Source organism: Xaviernesmea oryzae (assembly GCF_900109605.1).
GTDB classification, from domain to species: Bacteria; Pseudomonadota; Alphaproteobacteria; order Rhizobiales; family Rhizobiaceae; genus Xaviernesmea; species Xaviernesmea oryzae.
Genome location: NZ_FOAM01000030.1, coordinates 1 through 23054, shown reverse-complemented (window position 1 = coordinate 23054; position 23054 = coordinate 1). Strand labels below are relative to the sequence as shown.

General features: G+C 60.7%; 18 protein-coding genes and 1 tRNA gene. 17 read left to right on the top strand and 2 right to left on the bottom strand.

The genetic code is table 11. The features are described 5' to 3' along the window. The 3 genes from BMX61_RS23455 to BMX61_RS23445 form a co-directional block, all read left to right on the top strand. Positions 1-231 (top strand): EF-Tu C-terminal domain-related protein (locus BMX61_RS23455; protein WP_456119713.1); only part of this gene is annotated, 231 nt, incomplete at its 5' end. Between the two features lie 341 nt (positions 232-572). Continuing rightward, on the top strand, positions 573-1247 hold the full coding sequence (locus BMX61_RS23450; RefSeq protein ID WP_075628842.1) for a hypothetical protein: 675 nt from the start codon (positions 573-575) through the stop codon (positions 1245-1247). Positions 1248-1542: 295 nt separating this feature from the next. Further along, positions 1543-2229, top strand: a complete 687-nt coding sequence (locus BMX61_RS23445) for a glycosyltransferase family protein (RefSeq protein ID WP_075628841.1) — start codon at positions 1543-1545, stop codon at positions 2227-2229. 71 nt (positions 2230-2300) lie between these two features. Here the strand turns inward: BMX61_RS23445 and BMX61_RS23440 are convergent, their stop codons facing one another. Then, entirely contained in the window at positions 2301-3089 is a 789-nt protein-coding gene (locus tag BMX61_RS23440; protein WP_075628840.1) for a hypothetical protein, read from the bottom strand. Positions 3090-3396: 307 nt separating this feature from the next. Here BMX61_RS23440 and BMX61_RS23435 point away from each other — a divergent pair. The 10 genes from BMX61_RS23435 (at position 3397) to BMX61_RS23390 (ending at position 17784) form a co-directional block, all read left to right on the top strand. Further along, positions 3397-3472, top strand: a tRNA-Trp gene (locus tag BMX61_RS23435). Positions 3473-3704: 232 nt separating this feature from the next. Beyond that, positions 3705-3905, top strand: a complete 201-nt coding sequence (secE, locus tag BMX61_RS23430) for a preprotein translocase subunit SecE (protein ID WP_075628839.1) — start codon at positions 3705-3707, stop codon at positions 3903-3905. Between the two features lie 18 nt (positions 3906-3923). Beyond that, entirely contained in the window at positions 3924-4454 is a 531-nt protein-coding gene (gene nusG / locus BMX61_RS23425; protein ID WP_075629178.1) for a transcription termination/antitermination protein NusG, read from the top strand. 237 nt (positions 4455-4691) lie between these two features. Continuing rightward, the gene (gene rplK / locus BMX61_RS23420) at positions 4692-5123 is read left to right on the top strand and encodes a 50S ribosomal protein L11 (RefSeq protein ID WP_075628838.1); all 432 of its coding nucleotides are present in this window, start codon (positions 4692-4694) and stop codon (positions 5121-5123) included. 1 nt (position 5124) lies between these two features. Beyond that, on the top strand, positions 5125-5823 hold the full coding sequence (rplA, locus tag BMX61_RS23415) for a 50S ribosomal protein L1 (protein WP_075628837.1): 699 nt from the start codon (positions 5125-5127) through the stop codon (positions 5821-5823). A gap of 345 nt (positions 5824-6168) precedes the next feature. Further along, a complete protein-coding gene (gene rplJ / locus BMX61_RS23410; protein WP_075628836.1) occupies positions 6169-6687 on the top strand; it encodes a 50S ribosomal protein L10 in 519 nt (172 codons plus the stop codon). A gap of 57 nt (positions 6688-6744) precedes the next feature. Then, on the top strand, positions 6745-7122 hold the full coding sequence (rplL, locus tag BMX61_RS23405; RefSeq protein ID WP_075628835.1) for a 50S ribosomal protein L7/L12: 378 nt from the start codon (positions 6745-6747) through the stop codon (positions 7120-7122). A gap of 263 nt (positions 7123-7385) precedes the next feature. Continuing rightward, positions 7386-11531 (top strand): DNA-directed RNA polymerase subunit beta, encoded by a 4146-nt coding sequence (rpoB, locus tag BMX61_RS23400; protein WP_075628834.1) that lies wholly within the window; start codon positions 7386-7388, stop codon positions 11529-11531. A gap of 210 nt (positions 11532-11741) precedes the next feature. Then, entirely contained in the window at positions 11742-15953 is a 4212-nt protein-coding gene (gene rpoC / locus BMX61_RS23395; RefSeq protein ID WP_075628833.1) for a DNA-directed RNA polymerase subunit beta', read from the top strand. A 352-nt stretch (positions 15954-16305) separates the two neighbouring features. Further along, a complete protein-coding gene (locus BMX61_RS23390; RefSeq protein ID WP_075628832.1) occupies positions 16306-17784 on the top strand; it encodes a type I secretion C-terminal target domain-containing protein in 1479 nt (492 codons plus the stop codon). Between the two features lie 128 nt (positions 17785-17912). On the opposite strand, the gene BMX61_RS23385 is transcribed toward BMX61_RS23390, so the two are convergent. Further along, entirely contained in the window at positions 17913-18206 is a 294-nt protein-coding gene (locus BMX61_RS23385) for a transcriptional regulator (protein ID WP_075628831.1), read from the bottom strand. Positions 18207-18943: 737 nt separating this feature from the next. On the opposite strand from BMX61_RS23385, the gene rpsL reads away from it, so the two are divergent. From rpsL to tuf, 4 genes are all read left to right on the top strand, one after another. Beyond that, positions 18944-19315 (top strand): 30S ribosomal protein S12, encoded by a 372-nt coding sequence (rpsL, locus tag BMX61_RS23380; RefSeq protein WP_075628830.1) that lies wholly within the window; start codon positions 18944-18946, stop codon positions 19313-19315. Between the two features lie 58 nt (positions 19316-19373). Beyond that, a complete protein-coding gene (gene rpsG / locus BMX61_RS23375; RefSeq protein WP_075628829.1) occupies positions 19374-19844 on the top strand; it encodes a 30S ribosomal protein S7 in 471 nt (156 codons plus the stop codon). Between the two features lie 29 nt (positions 19845-19873). Then, entirely contained in the window at positions 19874-21973 is a 2100-nt protein-coding gene (gene fusA / locus BMX61_RS23370) for an elongation factor G (RefSeq protein ID WP_075628828.1), read from the top strand. A 66-nt stretch (positions 21974-22039) separates the two neighbouring features. Beyond that, the coding region (gene tuf / locus BMX61_RS23365) for an elongation factor Tu (protein WP_092743057.1) at positions 22040-23054 on the top strand (1015 nt) is incomplete at its 3' end.

Here is a 23054-nt window from a genome sequence, read left to right as displayed (position 1 = left end):
CGTCATACGCCGTTCTTCACCAACTACCGTCCGCAGTTCTACTTCCGCACGACGGACGTGACGGGCATCGTCACGCTTCCGGAAGGCACGGAAATGGTGATGCCGGGCGACAACGTCACCGTTGACGTCGAGCTGATCGTTCCGATCGCGATGGAAGAAAAGCTGCGCTTCGCGATCCGCGAAGGCGGCCGCACCGTCGGCGCCGGCATCGTCGCTTCGATCGTCGAGTAATCGACACGGGCAAGGCCGCAGGCCTTGCCTAAGTGCAGGTCACAAGATGCAGATGGCGCCGTTGTTGCTGTCTTGATCTCGCGAGCCCGACTCAGAGCCCCGCAGCGATGCGGGGCTTTTTGCGTTTCTGCCCAGCTTCAATGTCCTCGTCGCAGACAAACCCAACACGGCTTTGTGAGGACGATTCGGCATTTTCTGGGTCGGAAAAGCTGCGTCTTTCGGTATCCTTTCTCCAGGTCGAACGGGGTTCGGCGTGTGCATGAAAACACGGTGTCGCGTAATCAGGGAGGAACGCGGCAGCGGGCGCGGGGAGGGCGCCGAGCAAGACGGGGACGCCAGACATGATCTTCAAACGCCGCAGCCGGCTTGCCGCTGTTTTTTCGCGTGGGACAGCGCGCGCCGTCCCCTATCTCTTGCTGGCTCTGCCGACAGCTTCGCTTGCCGAGGATCGCGGTCGGCTGATCTGGTCTCCGGAAAAAACGGCTGAGCGAGCCTTTAAGCTGCGCGTTGGCGTCCGGCTGGGCGAGGGCGGCCAGGCAAGCGCCGGAACGGATCTGGCCGTCTCTGCCAGCCGCTCCGGCCGGATCATCACCGATGAGCCACCGGTGGCCGTCTGGGGCGTCATCTCCGGGCGAAGCGGCAGTGGCGACGCCCGGCGCGCGTCTGTTCGAGTCGAAGCACGGGATGGCGTCGGCCATGCCGACCTTACGCGCAGCCGAACGATGATCGTCTCCGAACGCGTCGATCTCAAGCTTGAGCGTGTCCTGTCTTTCGACTGCAACGTTTATGCGGGCCAATGTCAGGCGCCTCTACTCGACCAGACTGCACGGCTAAGCGCCGTGGGCCTTGGAACGGCCGTGATTGCCCGCAGCCGGCTTGATGCCCAAAGATTCGATGCGAGTCAGGCTTTGGGTCTGGAGCAGAAGCTAGGCAAGCTCCGCCTTGGGGCCGAAGTCGTCGACCTACAAGACAGCCCGCACGCCAACTTTTCTGCGAACATGGCCTTTCACTGGTGACAGGCCGCGATGCTGGACACAGGTCATGACAAAGACTGGGGCACACGTGGCGACCTTGGCCAGCGATTGCTTTCATTTTTGACTCGGCCTATGTGAATTGGCGCTTACAAGAATGCTTGTCCTGCATCGAACGCGTGTCCCTGGGTGCGGCGGAGCGTCGGGTTGAGATGCTCACATTTCCGCCTTGCGTGCCGCTCAATGAGGCGGAAAGCGGCGTGTTGCAGGCCCGCCGTGACTTCAGGCCGCGCCGCGCATGTGCGCGAGCCGCGTCTTACAATGAGGAACTGGAGAACATATGACTGACATCGCGCGGATTTTCGTGGGCTTCGACAGCAAGGAAGTCGTGGCCTATCATACCTTCTGCCAGAGCATTCTGGAGAAGAGCTCGATCCCGGTCCTGTTCTGCCCGATCGCACTCGACACCGTGGCCGGCATTTTCACGCGTGAGCGCAACCAGCTTCAATCGACCGAGTTTTCGTTCTCGCGCTTCCTGACGCCCTATCTCAGCAACTTCGAGGGATGGAGCCTGTTTGCCGACTGTGATATGCTGATGCGCAGCGATATCGCCAAGCTCTGGGCCCTGCGCGACGACAAATACGCCGCCATGTGCGTCAAGCATGACTATGTGCCGAAGGTCGAAACGAAGTTCCTCGGCCAGACGCAGACCAAATACGAGAAGAAGAACTGGTCGAGCGCCATCCTCTTCAACAATGCCAAGTGCCGCACGCTGACGCCTGATTATGTCAACACGGCCACGGGGCTCGAACTGCACCAATTCAAATGGTTGGAGAGCGAAGAGCTGATCGGCGAACTGCCGAAGACCTGGAACTGGCTCGTCAACGAATATGAGTACAACGAAGCAGCCGACCTCGTCCATTTCACCGATGGCGGCCCTTATTTCGATGATTATAAGGACGATGATTATGCCGAGGAATGGTTCGCGGCGCGTGACCGTGTGCTGGCGGTGACGCAACGCGCGTAAACGGCGATCCGCGCTGATCGTCATGGCGGCGTGCTCTCGGGCGCGCCGTTTTTTCATGCGCAAGGCGCATCCTATTTGAAGATGCGTTTGAAGAAGGCGCGAATGTTGCGGCGCATCTTCGTCATCGCCCAGAGCTTGGCCATCTGCCGCTCCATGCCGGTGAACCGGTTGGCAAGCGACTGCGCAGCAGCCAGCGCGATCTTTCCCTCGCCGAACTCAGGAAAGCGGCTATGGATACGGGCAAAGGAGTCGGTCGAAAGCCCGGCGCCTTGGCCGAGGCGGCTCAGCCGCCCGGATTGCTCGAAGAGGCTCAGGAGCGTCTGTTCGAAGGTCCAGTCATGCTCCACATACATATTGAACTGCGCGCCCGCGACGCCCGTGAAGCCACAGAGATAGATGCGTGCCTGTGGCATGGCTTCGATCAGCCAGAGTGCGAGAGCAAAGCCTGTTGTCGGCATCCGTCCCTCGGGATAAAAGCCGGCAAATACGTGATCGAAATCGATTGTCTCCGCCACCAATGCGCTCGCACGCGGCGCCTGGCGGGTAACGGCATCCGACGCCGCGCCTCTTTCTGCCAGCAGCCCGACTTCGGCCTTCAGCCCCTGCGGAAAGAAGCTGTGAGCGCGATCGAAGTGCTTCTGCGATTTCAGGAACCGCGTGCCTCCGGCAACCAGCCGATGGCAGAGAATCGCGTCATGGGGAAAGGGGCCGTTCAAAACCTTGGCGCAGCCGGTGAAGAAGACATAGAGCGTGCGCGCCGGCAGGGCGGCGACGATCTCGTCGATTACCACGCTCTCGCTATTGGCGATCAGCGCTACAGCATCATAGGCGCGCAGCATCTCTGGCAGCGGCATGGTCATGAAACCCGTCTCTCTTGATCAACTGCGGCTATATGGAGCGCCGATGCGCCTGCGCCGCCTGTGCAGCGGTCATGGCCACTGCGCTCATGGACAATCCAACGCCTTCCAAGAAAGACGTTGCCTGCCTTTGTCTTAGCGTGACTTGTCGTAAATCAGAAGCGAACTTTTCCGGCGCGGAAAGAGCGTCGACACTGCGCTCATGCGAAAGCAGATAGTGGCAGAAGCAGGCTTGGCGTCACCCACAAAAATTTCCCGCTTCGCCGCTTGCCAAGGTGAAAAATTCGCTTTAAACGGAGCCCACTTCTTTAGGGGTATAGCTCAGTTGGTAGAGCGGCGGTCTCCAAAACCGCAGGTCGGGGGTTCGAGCCCCTCTGCCCCTGCCATTCGATCAGCGCACGATTTGCGGCGGCAATGGCGGAAGGAATCGCATAAGAGACGCGATGTGGCGCTGCGCAGGTGGCGTCAAGGTTTCGGAGGGCTAGCCTTTCCGGGCCAGATGTGCCAAAGGTCTGCTCTTCCGCTTGCGGAAGCGTATCAAGATCTTTATGTAGGGTTAAACAATGCGGCGCGTCGAGCTGGACCGAGCTTTACGCGCCGTTGTGTCGTGAGCATTCAATGGCATCGAAGACCACTCCACTTACGTTCCTGCGGCAGGTGCGCGCCGAAACCGCCAAGGTGACGTGGCCCTCTCGTCGCGAGACGATGATTTCGACCCTGATGGTCTTTGTCATGGTGATCGTTGCGGCTGCCTTTTTCTTTGGCGCCGACCAGCTGATGGGCTGGGCGATCGGCCTTGTGCTCAAAGCTCGCGTCTAATTGATAGGTGGAATGACCATGGCTGCCCGTTGGTATATTGTTCACGCCTATTCGAATTTCGAAAAGAAGGTTGCTGAATCGATCGAGGAGAAGGCGCGCCAGAAGGGGCTGAGCCATCTCTTCGAAAAGATCCTGGTGCCGACCGAGAAGGTCGTTGAAGTTCGTCGTGGCCGCAAGGTCGATTCCGAGCGCAAGTTCTTCCCCGGCTATGTGCTGGTGCGGGCGAACCTGACGGATGACGCCTACCACCTGATCAAGAACACGCCGAAGGTGACGGGCTTCCTCGGATCCGACAATAAGCCGGTTCCGATTCCGGATTATGAAGCCGATCGCATTTTGGGCCAGGTCCAGGATGGTGTCGAGCGGCCGAAGCCCTCGATCTCGTTTGAGATCGGCGAGCAGGTGCGCGTTTCCGACGGTCCCTTCGCCTCGTTCAATGGCGTGGTGCAGGATGTGGACGAAGAGCGGGCGCGCCTCAAGGTCGAGGTCTCGATCTTCGGCCGTGCAACGCCTGTCGATCTGGAATTCGCCCAGGTCGAGAAGGTCTGACGAGATTCCGGCTGGCCTCAAGGGTTGGCCGGCAGGGCAGCCGCAACGGCTTCCCGAACCCCGCGTGGAAGGACGCTCCGCCAGTCAAGGCCGGGCAGGGTGGTCCGCACCACGCAACCGCAGCCGCCGCCTTTCGCTGATGTGAAGGCGGCATGTGAAGGCCGGGAAACCGGCCGAACTCGTCCGGCGCCGATCCGATGATCGGCAGAGACGCCGGACGCAAACAGGCAGAGAGATATGGCTAAGAAAGTTGCAGGCCAGCTCAAGCTTCAGGTCAAGGCAGGGTCGGCCAATCCGTCCCCGCCGATCGGCCCGGCGCTTGGTCAGCGTGGCATTAACATCATGGAATTCTGCAAGGCGTTCAATGCCGCCACGCAGGAAATGGAAAAGGGTATGCCGATCCCGGTCGTCATCACCTATTACCAGGACAAGTCCTTCACCTTCGCGATGAAGCAGCCTCCGGTCAGCTACTGGCTGAAGAAGGAAGCGAAGATTTCGTCCGGTTCCAAGACGCCCGGCAAGGGCGCCAAGGCAGGCACCCTGACCCAGGCTCAGATCCGCACGATCGCCGAAGCCAAGATGAAGGACCTGAACGCTGCCGATATCGAAGGCGCAATGTCCATGATCGAGGGCTCCGCCCGCGCCATGGGCCTGGATGTGGTGGCGTAACATGGCAAAGCTTGCAAAGCGTATTCAGAAGATCCGCGAAGGCGTTGATCCGACCAAGCTCGTCGCGCTCGGCGATGCGATCTCCATGGTCAAGGAGCGGGCAACCGCAAAGTTCGACGAAACCGTCGAAATCGCCATGAACCTCGGCGTCGATCCGCGTCATGCCGACCAGATGGTCCGCGGCGTCGTCAACCTGCCGAACGGCACTGGCCGCGACGTTCGCGTTGCCGTCTTCGCACGCGGCGTCAAGGCTGATGAAGCCAAGGCGGCCGGTGCAGACATCGTCGGCGCCGAAGATCTGGTCGAAATCGTCCAGGGCGGCAAGATCGACTTCGATCGCTGCATCGCCACGCCGGACATGATGCCGCTCGTCGGCCGTCTCGGCAAGGTGCTCGGCCCGCGCGGCATGATGCCGAACCCGAAGGTCGGCACGGTCACCATGGACGTCACGGGCGCCGTCAAGGCATCCAAGGGCGGCGCTGTGGAGTTCCGCGTCGAAAAGGCCGGGATCATCCATGCCGGCATCGGCAAGGCCTCCTTCGAAGCTGCGAAGCTGGAAGAAAACATTCGTGCGTTTGCCGATGCGGTCGTCAAGGCCAAGCCGGCTGGCGCCAAGGGCAACTATGTCAAGCGCGTGGCGATTTCCTCGACCATGGGCCCGGGCGTCAAGATCGACCCGGCCACGCTGACGGTCGCCTAAAGACCTCTGCCGCTGGCTATGGCCGGCGGAGTGCAGAATTCCGGCCCTTCGGGGCTGGAGATCCAGGCTCCTCGGAGCCTGGACATCCTGTCCGAGATTGCAGGTGGTTATACCTTAATCACTTTGCCTGCATGAGACGGGTGAGACCCGGAATATCCCGCTTCCCTTGCTTGCAGGAGGACGCGGCAACTGTCGGTTCGAACCTCGGCTTGCCTTTCGGAACTCTTAGGAGTTCTGCAAGGGACAGGATCCTCGAGCGTCGCTCGGGATCGTTTTTCGGTCCCGCGCGGCAAAGGCAAACCCGGCGGTCTTGCAGGATTGCGGACCGTCAACTGGAGATAGGCAGTGGAAAGAGCGGAAAAACGCGAATTCGTCACGGAGCTGAACGAAGTCTTCAAGGCTTCCGGTTCGGTTGTCGTGGCCCGCTATGCCGGTGTCACAGTTGCGCAGATGAACGACTTTCGTTCGAAGATGCGTGCTGCTGGCGGTACCGTCAAAGTCGCGAAGAACCGCCTGGCCAAGATTGCCCTTCAGGGTACGGAGTCGGAGGGGATCACCGATCTCTTCAAGGGTCAGACGCTGATTGCTTACAGCACTGATCCGATCACGGCTCCCAAGGTCGTCATGGATTTCGCCAAGGGCAACGACAAGATCGTCGTTCTCGGTGGCTCCATGGGCGCGACCGCGCTCGACGCAGAAGGTGTTAAGTCGCTTGCGACCCTGCCTTCGCTCGACGAGCTGCGTGCAAAGCTGCTGGGCATGATCCAGACGCCTGCCACGCGCATTGCTGGTGTCGTTCAGGCGCCTGCTGCTCAGCTCGCCCGCGTGTTCTCGGCCTATGCCAAGAAGGACGAAGCCGCATAAGGCGGTTTTTCGCTGTTCAAAATAAACCAGTTCGAACTGAATCAAGGGAATACCAAAATGGCTGATCTCGCCAAGATCGTAGAAGACCTCTCCTCGCTGACCGTCCTGGAAGCCGCTGAGCTGTCCAAGCTGCTCGAAGAAAAGTGGGGCGTTTCCGCCGCTGCTCCGGTTGCTGTTGCCGCTGCTGGCGGTGGCGCTGCCGCTGCTCCGGTCGAAGAAGAAAAGACCGAGTTCGACGTCATCCTCGTGGATGCCGGCGCGAACAAGATCAACGTCATCAAGGAAGTCCGCGCTATCACCGGCCTCGGCCTCAAGGAAGCCAAGGACCTCGTCGAAGGCGCTCCGAAGGCCGTCAAGGAAGCTGTTTCCAAGGGCGAAGCTGCTGACCTCAAGAAGAAGCTCGAAGACGCTGGCGCCAAGGTTGACGTCAAGTAATCGTGCTTTGACATTTTGAAGAGAGGCAGCCCTCTTGCGGGGGCTGCCTCTCTTTGACCGTTTTCAGAACGTATTACCCAAAAGCCCGTCAAAACGGCTTTTGGGTAATGGGTTCTCAAGAGGATGGTCCTTCCTGCATGCCGCCCGGCGATCCGGCCGGCCCGCATGCACAAGGACGAGATTGATACCCATCCAGATGGGGCCGACTGGCCATCGGTCCCCATCCGTTGCAGGCCCGGATGCAAAAATTTGAAGGAGCGACGATGGCTCAGACCCTTTCGTTTAATGGTCGTAGGCGCGTACGCAAGTTTTTCGGAAAAATTCCAGAAGTCGCGGAGATGCCAAACCTCATCGAGGTTCAGAAGGCATCCTACGACCAGTTCCTGATGGTGGACGAGCCCCAGGGCGGCCGGCCCGACGAGGGGCTTCAGTCCGTTTTCAAGTCCGTATTTCCGATCCAGGACTTTTCCGGCGCGTCCATGCTGGAATTCGTGTCCTATGAATTCGAGCCGCCGAAGTTCGACGTCGACGAGTGCCGTCAGCGCGACCTGACCTATGCTGCGCCGCTGAAGGTGACGCTGCGCCTGATCGTGTTCGATATCGACGAGGATACCGGCGCAAAGTCGATCAAGGACATCAAGGAACAGAACGTCTACATGGGCGACATGCCGCTCATGACGAATAACGGTACGTTCATCGTCAACGGCACTGAGCGCGTCATCGTTTCGCAGATGCACCGTTCGCCAGGCGTGTTCTTCGACCATGACAAGGGCAAGAGCCATTCCTCGGGCAAGCTTCTGTTTGCCGCCCGCGTCATCCCCTATCGCGGTTCCTGGCTGGATATCGAGTTCGACGCCAAGGACATCGTCCATGCGCGCATCGACCGTCGCCGCAAGATCCCGGTCAGCTCGCTGCTGATGGCGCTTGGCATGGACGGTGAGGAAATCCTCTCGACCTTCTATACGAAGTCGCTCTATCAGCGCGACGGCAAGGGCTGGCGGATTCCGTTCCAGCCGCAGGCCCTGAAGGGCCAGAAGGCCATCACTGACATGATCGACGCCGACACGGGCGAAGTCGTTGTCGAAGGCGGCAAGAAGCTGACGCCGCGCCTGCTGCGCCAGCTGACGGAAAAGGGCCTCAAGGCAATCAAGGCTACCGACGAAGATCTCTACGGCAACTATCTCGCCGAAGACCTCGTCGACATGCGCACGGGCGAAATCTTCCTGGAAGCTGGCGACGAGATCGACGAGAAGGCCCTCGGCGTGATCCTGCAGGCCGGCTTCGAAGAGCTGCCGATTCTCGACATCGACCATATCAATGTCGGTGCCTATATCCGCAACACACTGGCCGTGGACAAGAACGAGAACCGTCAGGATGCTCTGTTCGACATCTATCGCGTCATGCGCCCCGGCGAGCCGCCGACCATGGATTCAGCCGAAGCCATGTTCCAGTCGCTGTTCTTCGATGCCGAGCGTTACGATCTCTCGGCCGTCGGCCGCGTCAAGATGAACATGCGCCTCGACCTCGACTGCCCGGACACCGTGCGCGTGCTGCGCAAGGACGATATCCTGGCCGTGGTGAAGATGCTGGTCGAACTGCGCGACGGCAAGGGTGAGATCGACGACATCGACAACCTCGGCAATCGCCGTGTTCGTTCGGTCGGCGAGCTCATGGAGAACCAGTATCGCCTGGGCCTCCTGCGCATGGAGCGCGCCATCAAGGAGCGCATGTCCTCGATCGAAATCGATACGGTCATGCCGCAGGACCTGATCAACGCCAAGCCGGCGGCCGCCGCCGTGCGCGAGTTCTTCGGTTCCTCGCAGCTGTCGCAGTTCATGGACCAAGTGAACCCGCTCTCTGAAATTACCCACAAGCGCCGTCTTTCGGCACTTGGCCCGGGTGGTCTGACGCGCGAGCGCGCGGGCTTCGAAGTCCGCGACGTTCACCCGACCCATTACGGCCGTATTTGCCCGATCGAAACGCCTGAAGGCCCGAACATCGGCCTGATCAACTCGCTTGCAACCTTTGCCCGCGTCAACAAGTACGGCTTTATCGAAAGCCCGTACCGCAAGATCGTGGACGGCAAGGTGACCAACGAGGTGGTCTACCTCTCGGCCATGGAAGAGGCAAAGTACCACGTCGCCCAGGCGAATTCGGTGCTCGAAGCGGATAATTCCTTCTCGGAAGAATTCGTCGTCTGCCGTCATTCGGGCGAAGTCATGCTGGCGCCGCGCGACCAGATCAACCTGATGGACGTGTCGCCGAAGCAGCTCGTTTCGGTGGCGGCGGCGCTCATCCCGTTCCTGGAAAACGACGACGCCAACCGGGCGCTTATGGGCTCGAACATGCAGCGTCAGGCCGTGCCGCTTCTGCGTGCCGAAGCGCCGTTCGTCGGCACCGGCATGGAGCCGGTGGTCGCCCGTGACTCCGGTGCCGCGATTGCCGCCCGCCGCGGCGGTATCGTCGACCAGGTGGATGCGACGCGTATCGTTATCCGCGCGACCGAAGATCTCGATCCCGGCAAGTCGGGCGTCGACATCTACCGGCTGCAGAAGTTCCAGCGCTCGAACCAGAACACCTGCGTCAACCAGCGTCCGCTGGTCAATGTCGGTGACATCCTGAACAAGGGCGACATCATTGCCGACGGCCCGTCCACGGATCTCGGCGATCTGGCGCTCGGCCGCAACGCGCTCGTCGCCTTCATGCCCTGGAACGGCTACAACTACGAAGACTCGATCCTGCTGTCCGAGCGGATCGTGTCCGACGACGTGTTCACCTCCATCCACATCGAGGAATTCGAAGTGATGGCGCGCGACACGAAGCTCGGCCCTGAGGAAATCACCCGCGACATTCCGAACGTTTCGGAAGAAGCGCTGAAGAACCTCGACGAAGCCGGCATCGTCTATATCGGCGCGGAAGTGCAGCCCGGCGATATCCTGGTCGGCAAGATCACGCCGAAGGGCGAAAGCCCGATGACGCCGGAAGAAAAGCTTCTGCGCGCCATCTTCGGGGAAAAGGCATCGGATGTGCGCGATACCTCCATGCGCATGCCGCCCGGCACCTTCGGCACGATCGTCGAAGTGCGCGTCTTCAACCGCCACGGGGTGGAAAAGGACGAGCGCGCCATGGCGATCGAGCGCGAGGAAATCGAGCGCCTGGCCAAGGACCGCGACGACGAACAGGCGATCCTCGACCGCAACGTCTATGCGCGCCTGATCGACATGCTGCGCGGCCATGTGGCCGTGGCAGGTCCGAAGGGCTTCAAGAAGGGCACCGAGCTGTCGAACGCCGTCGTGTCCGAATATCCCCGCTCGCAGTGGTGGATGTTCGCGATCGAGGACGAGAAGGCACAGGGCGAGATCGAAGCGCTTCGCGGCCAGTATGACGAGTCCAAGTCGCGGCTTGAACAGCGTTTCATGGACAAGGTCGAAAAGGTCCAGCGCGGCGATGAAATGCCTCCTGGCGTCATGAAGATGGTCAAGGTCTTCGTCGCCGTGAAGCGCAAGATCCAGCCGGGCGACAAGATGGCCGGCCGTCATGGCAACAAGGGCGTGGTCTCGCGCATTGTTCCGGTCGAGGATATGCCGTTCCTCGAAGACGGCACGCATGTGGACGTCGTTCTGAACCCGCTTGGCGTGCCGTCGCGCATGAATGTCGGGCAGATCCTCGAAACCCATCTCGGCTGGGCTTGCGCCGGCATGGGCAAGAAGATCGGCGCGATGCTCGATGCCTACAGGGATAATGGCGATATCCAGCCGCTGCGCTCGACGATCGACAGCGTTCTCGGCACCGGCCCGAAGGGCGAGCGGATCCAGGAATATGACGATCCGTCGATCGTCCGCCTGGCCGAGCAGACCCGCCGCGGCGTGTCGATCGCCACGCCGGTCTTCGACGGTGCGGTGGAAGCCGACGTCAACATCATGTTGGAACAGGCAGGCCTGAAGATCAGCGGCCAGTCCACGCTCTATGACGGGCGCACGGGCGAGCAGTTCGACCGCCAGGTCACGGTTGGCTACATCTACATGCTGAAGCTCAACCACCTGGTCGACGACAAGATCCATGCCCGTTCGATCGGTCCTTACTCGCTGGTCACCCAGCAGCCGCTGGGCGGCAAGGCGCAGTTCGGCGGTCAGCGCTTCGGGGAAATGGAAGTCTGGGCGCTCGAAGCCTATGGCGCCGCCTATACCCTGCAGGAAATGCTGACGGTGAAGTCGGACGACGTGGCCGGCCGTACGAAGGTCTACGAGGCCATCGTGCGTGGCGACGACACCTTCGAAGCGGGCATCCCCGAGAGCTTCAACGTTCTCGTCAAGGAAATGCGCTCGCTCGGCCTGTCGGTGGAACTTGAGAACTCCCGCGTCGATGAAAACGCGGCGCCTGCCACGCCGTTGCCCGACGCGGCCGAATAAACCTCTGGCGCAGGCGGCCGGCATGTCTTGCCTGGTCCGCCTGTTTCCGGTTCGCCTGCGGCGTCAAGTCGACGGGCGGTCCGGTGCCGGCCGCGCCTTCAAGGGCGCGGTCATTCCCGTTTCGGGCGCCATCGCATCCGGGCTTTTCAAAGCTCGCCGCGAACAGGCGCCAAAGCTTCAAGGGCAGCATTGCCCACTAAGGAGACAGGCATGAACCAAGAGGTCATGAATCTTTTCAACCCGCAGACGCCTGCGCAGACGTTCGATTCGATCCGAATCTCGATCGCGTCTCCGGAAAAGATCCTTTCCTGGTCTTATGGTGAGATCAAAAAGCCGGAAACCATCAACTACCGCACGTTCAAGCCGGAGCGTGACGGCTTGTTCTGCGCGCGCATCTTCGGTCCGATCAAGGACTACGAGTGCCTGTGCGGCAAGTACAAGCGCATGAAGTACAAGGGCATCATCTGCGAAAAGTGCGGCGTGGAAGTCACGCTGTCGCGCGTTCGCCGTGAGCGCATGGGCCATATCGAACTGGCTGCGCCCGTTGCCCATATCTGGTTCCTGAAGTCGCTGCCGTCGCGCATCTCCACGCTGCTCGACATGACGCTGAAGGACATCGAGCGCGTTCTCTATTTCGAGAACTATATCGTCACCGAGCCGGGCCTGACCTCGCTGAAGGCCAACCAGCTTCTGTCCGAAGAAGAATACATGATCGCCGTCGACGAGTTCGGCGAAGATCAGTTTACCGCCATGATCGGTGCCGAAGCGATCTATGAAATGCTCGCTTCGATGGATCTTGAGCGCATCGCCGGCGATCTGCGCACGGACATGGCCGAGACCACGTCCGATCTGAAGCAGAAGAAGCTGATGAAGCGGCTGAAGATCGTCGAGAACTTCATCGAATCCGGCAACCGTCCGGAATGGATGATCATGAAGGTCGTTCCTGTGATTCCGCCCGACCTGCGTCCGCTGGTGCCGCTGGATGGCGGCCGCTTCGCGACCTCCGACCTGAACGATCTCTATCGCCGCGTCATCAACCGTAACAACCGCCTGAAGCGGCTGATCGAACTGCGTGCGCCCGGCATCATCATCCGTAACGAAAAGCGCATGCTGCAGGAATCTGTCGATGCGCTGTTCGATAACGGCCGCCGCGGCCGCGTCATCACGGGTGCGAACAAGCGTCCGCTGAAGTCGCTGTCCGACATGCTGAAGGGCAAGCAGGGCCGTTTCCGCCAGAACCTGCTCGGCAAGCGCGTCGACTATTCCGGCCGTTCGGTCATCGTGACCGGTCCGGAACTGAAGCTGCACCAGTGCGGCCTACCGAAGAAGATGGCGCTCGAGCTGTTCAAGCCCTTCATCTATGCTCGCCTTGACGCCAAGGGTTATTCCTCGACCGTCAAGCAGGCCAAGAAGCTGGTCGAGAAGGAAAAGCCTGAAGTCTGGGATATCTTGGACGAGGTCATCCGCGAGCATCCGGTTCTTTTGAACCGCGCGCCGACGCTGCACCGCTTGGGTATCCAGGCCTTCGAACCGACGCTAGTCGAAGGCAAGGCCATCCAGCTGCATCCGCTCGTCTGCACCGCCTTCAACGCCGACTTCGACGGCGACCAGATGGCTGTGCACGTGCCGCTGTCGCTGGAAGCCCAGCTCGAAGCCCGCGTGCTGATGATGTCGACCAACAACATCCTGCACCCGGCCAACGGCGCACCGATCATCGTTCCCTCGCAGGACATGGTTCTGGGGCTCTACTATCTCTCGATCATGAACCAGAACGAGCCGGGCGAAGGCATGGCCTTCTCCGATATCGGCGAGCTGCATCATGCGCTGGAGAACAAGGTCGTTACCCTGCACTCCAAGATCCGCGGTCGCTTTAAGACGGTCGACGAGAACGGCAACCCCGTCTCGAAGATCTATGAAACGACTCCGGGCCGGATGCTGATCGGCGAATTGCTGCCGAAGAACCACAAGGTGCCGTTCGACGTCTGCAACCAGGAACTGACCAAGAAGAACATCTCCAAGATGATCGACACGGTCTACCGTCATTGCGGCCAGAAGGACACGGTCATCTTCTGCGACCGGATCATGCAGCTCGGCTTCGCCCATGCCTGCCGCGCCGGCATCTCGTTCGGCAAGGACGACATGGTCATTCCGGACACCAAGGCGAAGATCGTCGGCGACACCGAGTCGCTGGTGAAGGAATACGAGCAGCAGTACAATGACGGCCTGATCACCCAGGGCGAAAAGTACAACAAGGTCGTCGACGCCTGGGGCAAGGCCACCGAAAAGGTCGCCGAAGACATGATGGCCCGCATCAAGGCCATCGAGTTCGACCCCTCGACCGGCCGCCAGAAGCCGATGAATGCGATCTACATGATGTCCCACTCGGGTGCCCGCGGTTCGCCGAACCAGATGCGTCAGCTGGGCGGCATGCGCGGCCTGATGGCCAAGCCCTCGGGCGAAATCATCGAGACGCCGATCATCTCGAACTTCAAGGAAGGCCTCACGGTTAACGAGTACTTCAACTCGACCCATGGCGCTCGTAAGGGCCTCGCGGATACGGCGCTGAAGACCGCGAACTCGGGCTACCTGACGCGTCGTCTGGTCGACGTCGCCCAGGACTGCATCGTCAACATGGTCGATTGCGGCACCGAGACCGGCCTGACCATGACCGCCATCGTCGATGCCGGTCAGGTCGTCGCCTCGCTCGGCGCGCGTATCCTCGGCCGCACGGCGCTCGACGATATCGATCATCCGGTCACGGGTGAGCGCCTCGTCGACGCTGGCAAGATGATCCTTGAGCCTGATGTCATCGAGATCGAGAAGGCCGGCATCCAGTCGATCCGCATCCGCTCGGCCCTGACCTGCGAAGTGCAGACCGGCGTCTGCTCGGTCTGCTACGGTCGCGACCTGGCACGCGGTACGCCCGTCAACATCGGCGAAGCTGTCGGCGTCATTGCCGCGCAGTCGATCGGCGAGCCGGGCACGCAGCTGACCATGCGCACCTTCCACCTGGGCGGCACGGCCAACGTGGTCGACCAGTCGTTCCTGGAAGCATCGTACGAAGGCACCATCCAGATCAAGAACCGCAATTTGCTGCGCAATGCAGACGGCGTTCTGGTGGCGATGGGCCGCAACATGGCGGTACAGATCCTGGACGAACGCGGCGTGGAACGGTCCTCGCAGCGCGTCGCCTATGGCTCGAAGCTGTTCGTGGACGATGGTGACAAGGTCAAGCGTGGCCAGCGTCTGGCGGAATGGGACCCCTACACCCGCCCGATGATGACCGAAGTCGAAGGCACGGTGGAGTTCGAGGACATCATCGATGGCATCTCCGTTCTGGAAGCCACCGACGAAGCCACTGGTATCACCAAGCGCCAGGTTATCGACTGGCGCTCGACCCCGCGTGGCTCGGACCTGCGTCCGGCGATCGTGATCAAGGACAAGAACGGCAACGTCGCCAAGCTCGCGCGCGGCGGGGAAGCCCGCTTCCTGCTCTCGGTCGATGCCATTCTCTCGGTCGAGCCGAAGCAGAAGGTCAGCCAGGCTGACGTTCTGGCCCGCTCGCCGCTGGAAAGCGCCAAGACCAAGGACATCACCGGCGGTCTGCCGCGCGTTGCGGAACTGTTCGAAGCGCGTCGTCCGAAGGATCACGCCATCATCGCCGAGATCGATGGCACGATCCGTTTCGGCCGCGATTACAAGAACAAGCGGCGCGTGATCATCGAGCCGGCGGAAGACGGCGTTGACCCGGTCGAATACCTGATCCCGAAGGGCAAGCCCTTCCACCTTCAGGACGGCGATTATATCGAAAAGGGTGACTACATCCTCGACGGTAACCCGGCGCCGCATGACATCCTGGCGATCAAGGGCGTAGAGGCTCTGGCCTCCTACCTCGTCAACGAGATCCAGGAAGTCTACCGCCTGCAGGGCGTTGTCATCAACGACAAGCACATCGAGGTGATCGTTCGCCAGATGCTGCAGAAGGTGGAAATCACCGACGCCGGTGACTCGACCTATATCGTCGGCGACAACATCGACCGGATCGAGCTGGACAACGTTAATGATGCGCTGATCGAACAGGGCAAGAAGCCGGCCTCCGGCGACCCCGTCCTGCTCGGCATCACCAAGGCCTCGCTGCAGACGCCGTCCTTCATCTCCGCGGCCTCCTTCCAGGAGACCACGAAGGTGCTGACGGAAGCTGCGATCGCCGGCAAGACCGACGGTCTGCAGGGCCTGAAGGAAAACGTTATCGTCGGACGCCTGATCCCGGCCGGTACCGGCGGCACCATGACGCAGATCCGCCGCATCGCCACGGCGCGCGACGAGATGATTCTCGAAGCACGTCGCAAGGGCACGGGCGCCGAAAGTGCCAACCCGATGCTGCAGGATCTTTCCAACGAGCAGGCTCCTGCCGCTGAATAAGCGAAAGCTGCCACCGCATTAAAAAGCCGCCCGGAGCGATCCGGGCGGCTTTTGTCGTTTGAGGGGCGAAACTCTTGCCTGAAAAGGCTGGATTTTTGGCTTGAGAACTCGCCTTTTGGGGGCCGGGCCAAGAGGCACGGGTGACTGAGCCGTGAACGTGGCGTGACTGGCCGGGCACCAGTTTCAGCGGCCAGTTGACGCATACGCGTATGCTCAACAAGGCAGCCCTTCTGCCCGCATCAAAAGCAGATGTGCGGGATCTACCCCAAGCGGGGGATGCGGCGCCCTTTTTCCTGTTCTAGTACGGTGCGAGACGCCTTACCCAATCGGCGTGAACAAGGGGGAAATGTGCATGGCAAAGATCCAATATGGGGCGGGTTTCGACATATTCGCTCTGGACCAAATTTATGGCTCCGATGTTGCGGCGATCAGTGCATCGGCGACGCGTCTCATCTACAGTGGCCTTGATGGCGCACAGATCGTTGTCAGCGGCAAGGCGCTGGTGCTGAAGAATGGCGCGGTGAAGAGCGGAACCGTGACCGGGGTCAGTTTCGTCAACGCGGATGGCGCAACCCTTCTTCAGGTGACCGGCGGCACGTTCAAGGCAAAGGACCTCTACGCCGCCTATGCGAAGCATGACAGTGTCGAGCAGCTGGCTGAAGCGCTTTTCGCCGGCCACGATACGATCAAGGGGACGAATGGCGATGATGAGATCCTCGGTCTCAATCCAGGCAATGACACGGTCTTCGGGATGGGCGGCGAAGACTTCATCGAAGGTTCCGCCGGCAACAATAAGCTGGACGGCGGCGCTGATTGGGACATCCTGAGCTATGACCCCTCGACCTATGGCAACAAGGCGCTGAAGACGGGCATCACGCTCAACGCGGCGACTGGGACGGTGAAGAACCCTTGGGGTGGCACGGACAAGATCGCCAACTTCGAGGAATTTCGCGGGACCAACGCCAAGGACACGATGACGGGCAGCAAGGCCGATGAGGGCTTCGCCGGCCTGAAGGGCGCCGACGTCATCGATGGTGGCGCAGGCTACGACACGCTGCGCTATTCGCGCGATGAGCGCTTCGGCGGCACGAAAGCCATTGTTGCAAACCTCGACAAAGGCAAGGTGACCGACGGCTTCGGCACGGTCGAGACGGTCAAGAACATCGAGTCCATCACCGGTACACGATTCGGTGACAGTTTCACGGGCGATGCGAAGGACAACAGTTTTCGCGGCTTGGCGGGCGTTGACAGCTACAAAGGCGGCGCCGGCTGGGACACCGTTAACCTGAATGGTGAAAGCAACGACGCTCAAGATCATGGCGCCCGCGTCGACATGCGGTTGAGCTCGGGCCAGATCGTCGATGACGGCTACGGCAATACCGAAACCACCGTCAGCATCGAGAACATCCAAGGCACCAGGTTCTCGGATGATCTCGTGATGGGGGCCGATGATGGCCTCGTCAATGGCCGCGGTGGTGACGACCGCATCACGGCAGGCGCCGGCGAGCAGGTGCTGATCGGCGGGGAGGGGTCCGACACCTTCGTCTTTCTTTCGGCGGCGGACTCATCGGCCGGCACGAACAAGCGCGACATCATCAAGGATTTCAGCCAAGCTGAGGCCGACCATATCGATCTCAGCGCGCTCGGGGTCTCGCTGGAATTCGTCGGCGAAGGGAGTTTAAGCGCCGGCAGCGCGAAGCTCGCCTATAGCTATAATACCGATGGCAACACCATCGTCAGCGCCGACACGGACGGCGACGGTCAGGCGGAGCTGCAATTCCTGCTCAAAGGCAAGATTGCGCTCGTGCAGGATGACTTCATCCTGGCGTGAGACACTCCGTTCGGAGACGAAAGCGCAAAGAAAACTCCCGCCGTGCAGATTGGCGGCGGGAGGCAAGTCTATGGGGAAAGTGGGAGCCGTTTTACGTCGCTCAAAACATACTGCGCTGGGAGGCAGGCTTATCCGAAGCGGATAATCGCCACTTCGCCCGTCAGTGCGCCCTTATAGGCAGAGGCATGCGGTTCTTCTTCCGGCGGCGCTTCGAGAATGCCGATCTGGTCGAGATCCGCCTCGATGAAGCCCTCTTCCGCTAGGGCGTTCAGCGCCTCACGCACGGCGCTGTCATCATCGGGCGCGCGCAGCACCACATGGATATCCGCGCCCTCGCTGCCAGCCTCCTCATAGGCCTTGCCGATGATGATGAAGACCATCGGGCCATCGAATTTGTTGTCATTGTCGGGGGTGACGCTCATGACAGGCCTCCAAGCCTTTCGAGAAAGTGGGCAGGCGAAGCCGACTGCGGTTCGGTTCGTTCCCTAAACCTAGTGCATCGGACTGAAAAGTGGGAATCGGTTTTCTGGCGGGTTCGGTGCAAAAACAAAATCTTGGAGGATCGAGCCTCTCGGCGTGATCCTTCAGGAGCGAGCCAGCCGGGGAAAACAGGGGCTCGTGCTGTGTCTGTGCGCTACAGAAAAGCAGGACTCTTTGCAATCGCACGTTCCAGGTCGCTCGCGCTGTTTGCTTCGTATCGGAGGCGCGCATGGCGATTCTCACAGGCTGCATCACGCCGCGCGCGACTCGGCATGGGTGTGAGGCAGGGGAGGCATGGGCCTAGGGAAGAACAAGGCGATACCGCCCGTCAAAGGCCGGATTTGCCGGGTTTGGGGCGGGAAATCAGCCCATTTCCCGCGCTCGGACCCTTGACGAAAGGGGTGGAAAACAGTAAACCCCGCCCCATCGGAGCCCATGTGAGGCCGGCTGTTTCGGAGCGCCATGCTCCGGAGTTCGCCTCAAACAAGGCTCGAACCGCACGCTGAGACTGCAATGTTGCACGCATGATGCCCTAGGGCGTCCTCTGCTTTTCGTGGGGCCATCCGCCGACAAGCGGATAGGCCCTCATTTTGCGCATTCGAAAAAAGCGTCGTTATCGCCGGAGACGGCATCGACCCGCCCGTGAGGGTATTGATACAGAATTGCAAGGGATGGTTACATGCCTACCGTAAACCAGCTGATCCGCAAGCCGCGTCAGGCACAGGTCAAGCGCAACAAGGTTCCGGCGCTGCAGCAGAACCCGCAGAAGCGCGGCGTCTGCACCCGCGTCTACACGACGACCCCGAAGAAGCCGAACTCGGCTCTGCGTAAGGTTGCCAAGATCCGTCTGACCAATGGCTTCGAAGTCATCGGTTACATCCCCGGTGAAGGTCACAACCTTCAGGAACACTCCGTCGTCATGATCCGTGGCGGCCGCGTGAAGGACCTTCCCGGTGTTCGCTACCACATCATCCGCGGCGTGCTCGACACCCAGGGTGTCAAGAACCGCAAGCAGCGCCGCTCCAAGTATGGTGCGAAGCGTCCGAAGTAATATGTCAACCGGCGCCATTTCGCTGGTCAAGCAAAGCTAAAGTTGAGAGACGACACATATGTCCCGCCGCCACAGTGCCGAAAAGCGTGAGATCAATCCGGACCCGAAGTTCGGCGATCTCGTTGTCACCAAGTTCATGAACGCCATCATGCTGCACGGCAAGAAGTCCGTTGCTGAAAACATCGTTTACGGTGCTTTCGATGCCGTTCAGTCCAAGCTGAAGCAGGAGCCGGTCGCGGTCTTCCATTCGGCGCTCGACAACATCGCGCCGCACGTCGAAGTCCGTTCGCGTCGCGTCGGCGGTGCCACCTACCAGGTTCCGGTCGATGTGCGTCCGGAGCGCCGTCAGGCTCTCGCCATCCGTTGGCTGATCGCCGCTGCCCGCAAGCGCAATGAAACGACCATGATCGATCGCCTCTGCGGCGAACTCATGGATGCCGCCAACAATCGCGGCTCTGCGGTCAAGAAGCGTGAAGACACCCACAAGATGGCAGACGCCAACCGCGCCTTCTCGCATTACCGCTGGTAACCGTCGAACTTTTTAAAAGGCAGTCCACCATGGCTCGCGAATATAAAATCGAAGACTACCGCAACTTCGGCATCATGGCGCATATCGACGCCGGCAAGACGACGACGACCGAGCGGATCCTGTATTACACCGGCAAGTCGCACAAGATCGGCGAAGTGCATGATGGCGCGGCCACCATGGACTGGATGGAGCAGGAGCAGGAGCGTGGTATCACCATCACCTCCGCTGCGACCACGACCTTCTGGAAGGGTCGTGACGGCAAGATGCGCCGCTTCAACATCATCGACACCCCCGGCCACGTCGACTTCACCATCGAAGTCGAGCGTTCGCTGCGCGTTCTCGACGGTGCCATTGCGCTTCTCGACGCCAATGCCGGCGTTGAGCCCCAGACCGAAACCGTCTGGCGCCAGGCTGAGAAGTACAATGTCCCGCGGATGATCTTCTGCAACAAGATGGACAAGACCGGTGCGGACTTCTACCGCTCCGTCGAGATGATCAAGACCCGTCTCGGCGCAACGGCTGTCGTCATGCAGCTGCCGATCGGCGCGGAAACCGAGTTCAAGGGCGTCGTCGACCTGATCGAGATGAATGCTCTGGTCTGGCGTGACGAATCGCTCGGCGCCCAGTGGGACATCGTCGAGATCCCCGAGGATCTCAAGGAGCGCGCCGAAGAATATCGCGAAAAGCTCATCGAGACGGTTGTCGAGATCGACGAAGAAGCGATGGAAGCCTATCTGAACGGCGACATGCCGGACAACGACAAGATCCGCGCCCTGGTTCGCCGCGGCACGATCGACGTCAAGTTCCACCCGATGTTCTGCGGCACCGCCTTCAAGAACAAGGGTGTTCAGCCGCTGCTCGACGCCGTTGTCGACTACCTGCCGTCGCCGCTCGACATTCCGGCGATCAAGGGCATCGATGCCAAGACGGAAGCCGAGATCGAACGCCATGCCGACGACAGCGAGCCGCTGTCCATGCTGGCCTTCAAGATCATGAACGACCCCTTCGTCGGTTCGCTGACCTTTGCCCGTATCTATTCCGGCAAGCTCGAAAAGGGCGCGTCGGTCATGAACACGGTCAAGGAAAAGCGTGAACGCGTCGGCCGCATGCTGCAGATGCATTCCAACTCGCGTGAAGACATCGAAGAAGCCTTCGCAGGCGACATCGTTGCTCTGGCGGGCCTGAAGGAAACCACGACGGGCGATACGCTCTGCGATCCGCTGAAGCCGGTTATCCTTGAGCGCATGGAATTCCCCGAGCCGGTCATTCAGATCGCGATCGAGCCGAAGTCCAAGGGCGACCAGGAAAAGATGGGCCTTGCGCTCAATCGTCTGGCGGCCGAAGACCCGTCCTTCCGCGTCAAGACCGACCAGGAATCCGGTCAGACCATCATCGCCGGCATGGGCGAACTTCACCTCGACATCATCGTCGACCGTATGCGTCGCGAGTTCAAGGTCGAGGCGAATGTCGGCGCTCCGCAGGTTGCCTATCGTGAAACCATCACGAAGAAGCACGAAGAAGACTACACGCACAAGAAGCAGTCCGGCGGTACCGGTCAGTTCGCGCGCGTCAAACTCGTCTTCGAACCTAACCCTGATGGCGACGACTTCAAGTTCGAATCCAAGATCGTCGGTGGCTCCGTGCCGAAGGAATACATCCCCGGCGTTCAGAAGGGCATCGAAAGCGTTCTGTCGTCTGGCCCTCTGGCCGGCTTCCCGATGCTGGGCGTCAAGGCGACGCTCATCGACGGCGCCTTCCACGACGTCGACTCCTCGGTCCTGGCCTTCGAAATCGCTTCGCGTGCCTGCTTCCGTGAAGCCGCCAAGAAGGCCGGTGCACAGCTGCTCGAGCCGATGATGAAGGTTGAAGTCGTGACGCCGGAAGATTACGTCGGTGACGTGATCGGCGATCTGAACTCGCGTCGTGGCCAGATCCAGGGCCAGGAAAGCCGCGGCGTCGCTGTGGTGATCAGCGCCAATGTTCCGCTCGCCAACATGTTCAAGTATGTGGACAACCTGCGCTCCATGTCGCAGGGCCGTGCCCAGTACTCGATGGTCTTCGATCATTATGCGCCGGTGCCGAGCAACGTCGCCACCGAAATCCAGGCGAAGTACTCCGGTCAGAAGTGACCGGAGCGACCCGACGCCGAAGCTGAAGAATTTCCCCCTTAAGGGGCCAGAATTGGAGAGCCGGAAATGGCAAAGAGCAAGTTTGAACGCAACAAGCCGCACGTGAACATCGGCACGATCGGCCACGTTGACCATGGCAAGACGTCGCTGACGGCGGCGATCACGAAGTATTTCGGCGAGTTCAAGGCGTATGACCAGATCGACGCCGCTCCGGAAGAAAAGGCGCGCGGCATCACCATTTCGACGGCCCACGTCGAATATGAGACGCCGAACCGTCACTATGCCCACGTCGACTGCCCCGGCCACGCCGACTACGTCAAGAACATGATCACCGGTGCCGCCCAGATGGACGGCGCGATCCTGGTATGCTCGGCTGCCGACGGCCCGATGCCGCAGACCCGCGAGCACATCCTGCTCGCCCGTCAGGTCGGCGTTCCCGCCATCGTCGTGTTCCTGAACAAGGTCGACCAGGTTGACGACGCCGAGCTTCTCGAGCTCGTCGAGCTGGAAGTGCGCGAGCTGCTGTCGTCCTACGACTTCCCCGGCGACGACATTCCGATCGTCAAGGGTTCGGCTCTGGCCGCTCTGGAAGATTCGGACAAGACCATCGGTGAAGACGCGATCCGCGAGCTGATGGCTCAGGTCGACGCCTACATCCCGACCCCGGAACGCCCGATCGACCAGCCCTTCCTGATGCCGATCGAAGACGTGTTCTCGATCTCGGGCCGTGGTACGGTTGTCACCGGCCGCGTCGAGCGTGGCATCGTCAAGGTTGGCGAGGAAATCGAGATCGTCGGCATCCGTCCGACCACCAAGACGACCTGCACCGGCGTTGAAATGTTCCGCAAGCTGCTCGACCAGGGCCAGGCTGGCGACAACATCGGCGCGCTTCTGCGCGGCGTGAACCGTGACGGCGTGGAGCGCGGGCAGATCCTGTGCAAGCCCGGCTCCGTCAAGCCGCACAAGAAGTTCAAGGCCGAAGCCTACATCCTGACGAAGGAAGAAGGCGGTCGTCATACGCCGTTCTTCACCAACTACCGTCCGCAGTTCTACTTCCGCACGACGGACGTGACGGGCATCG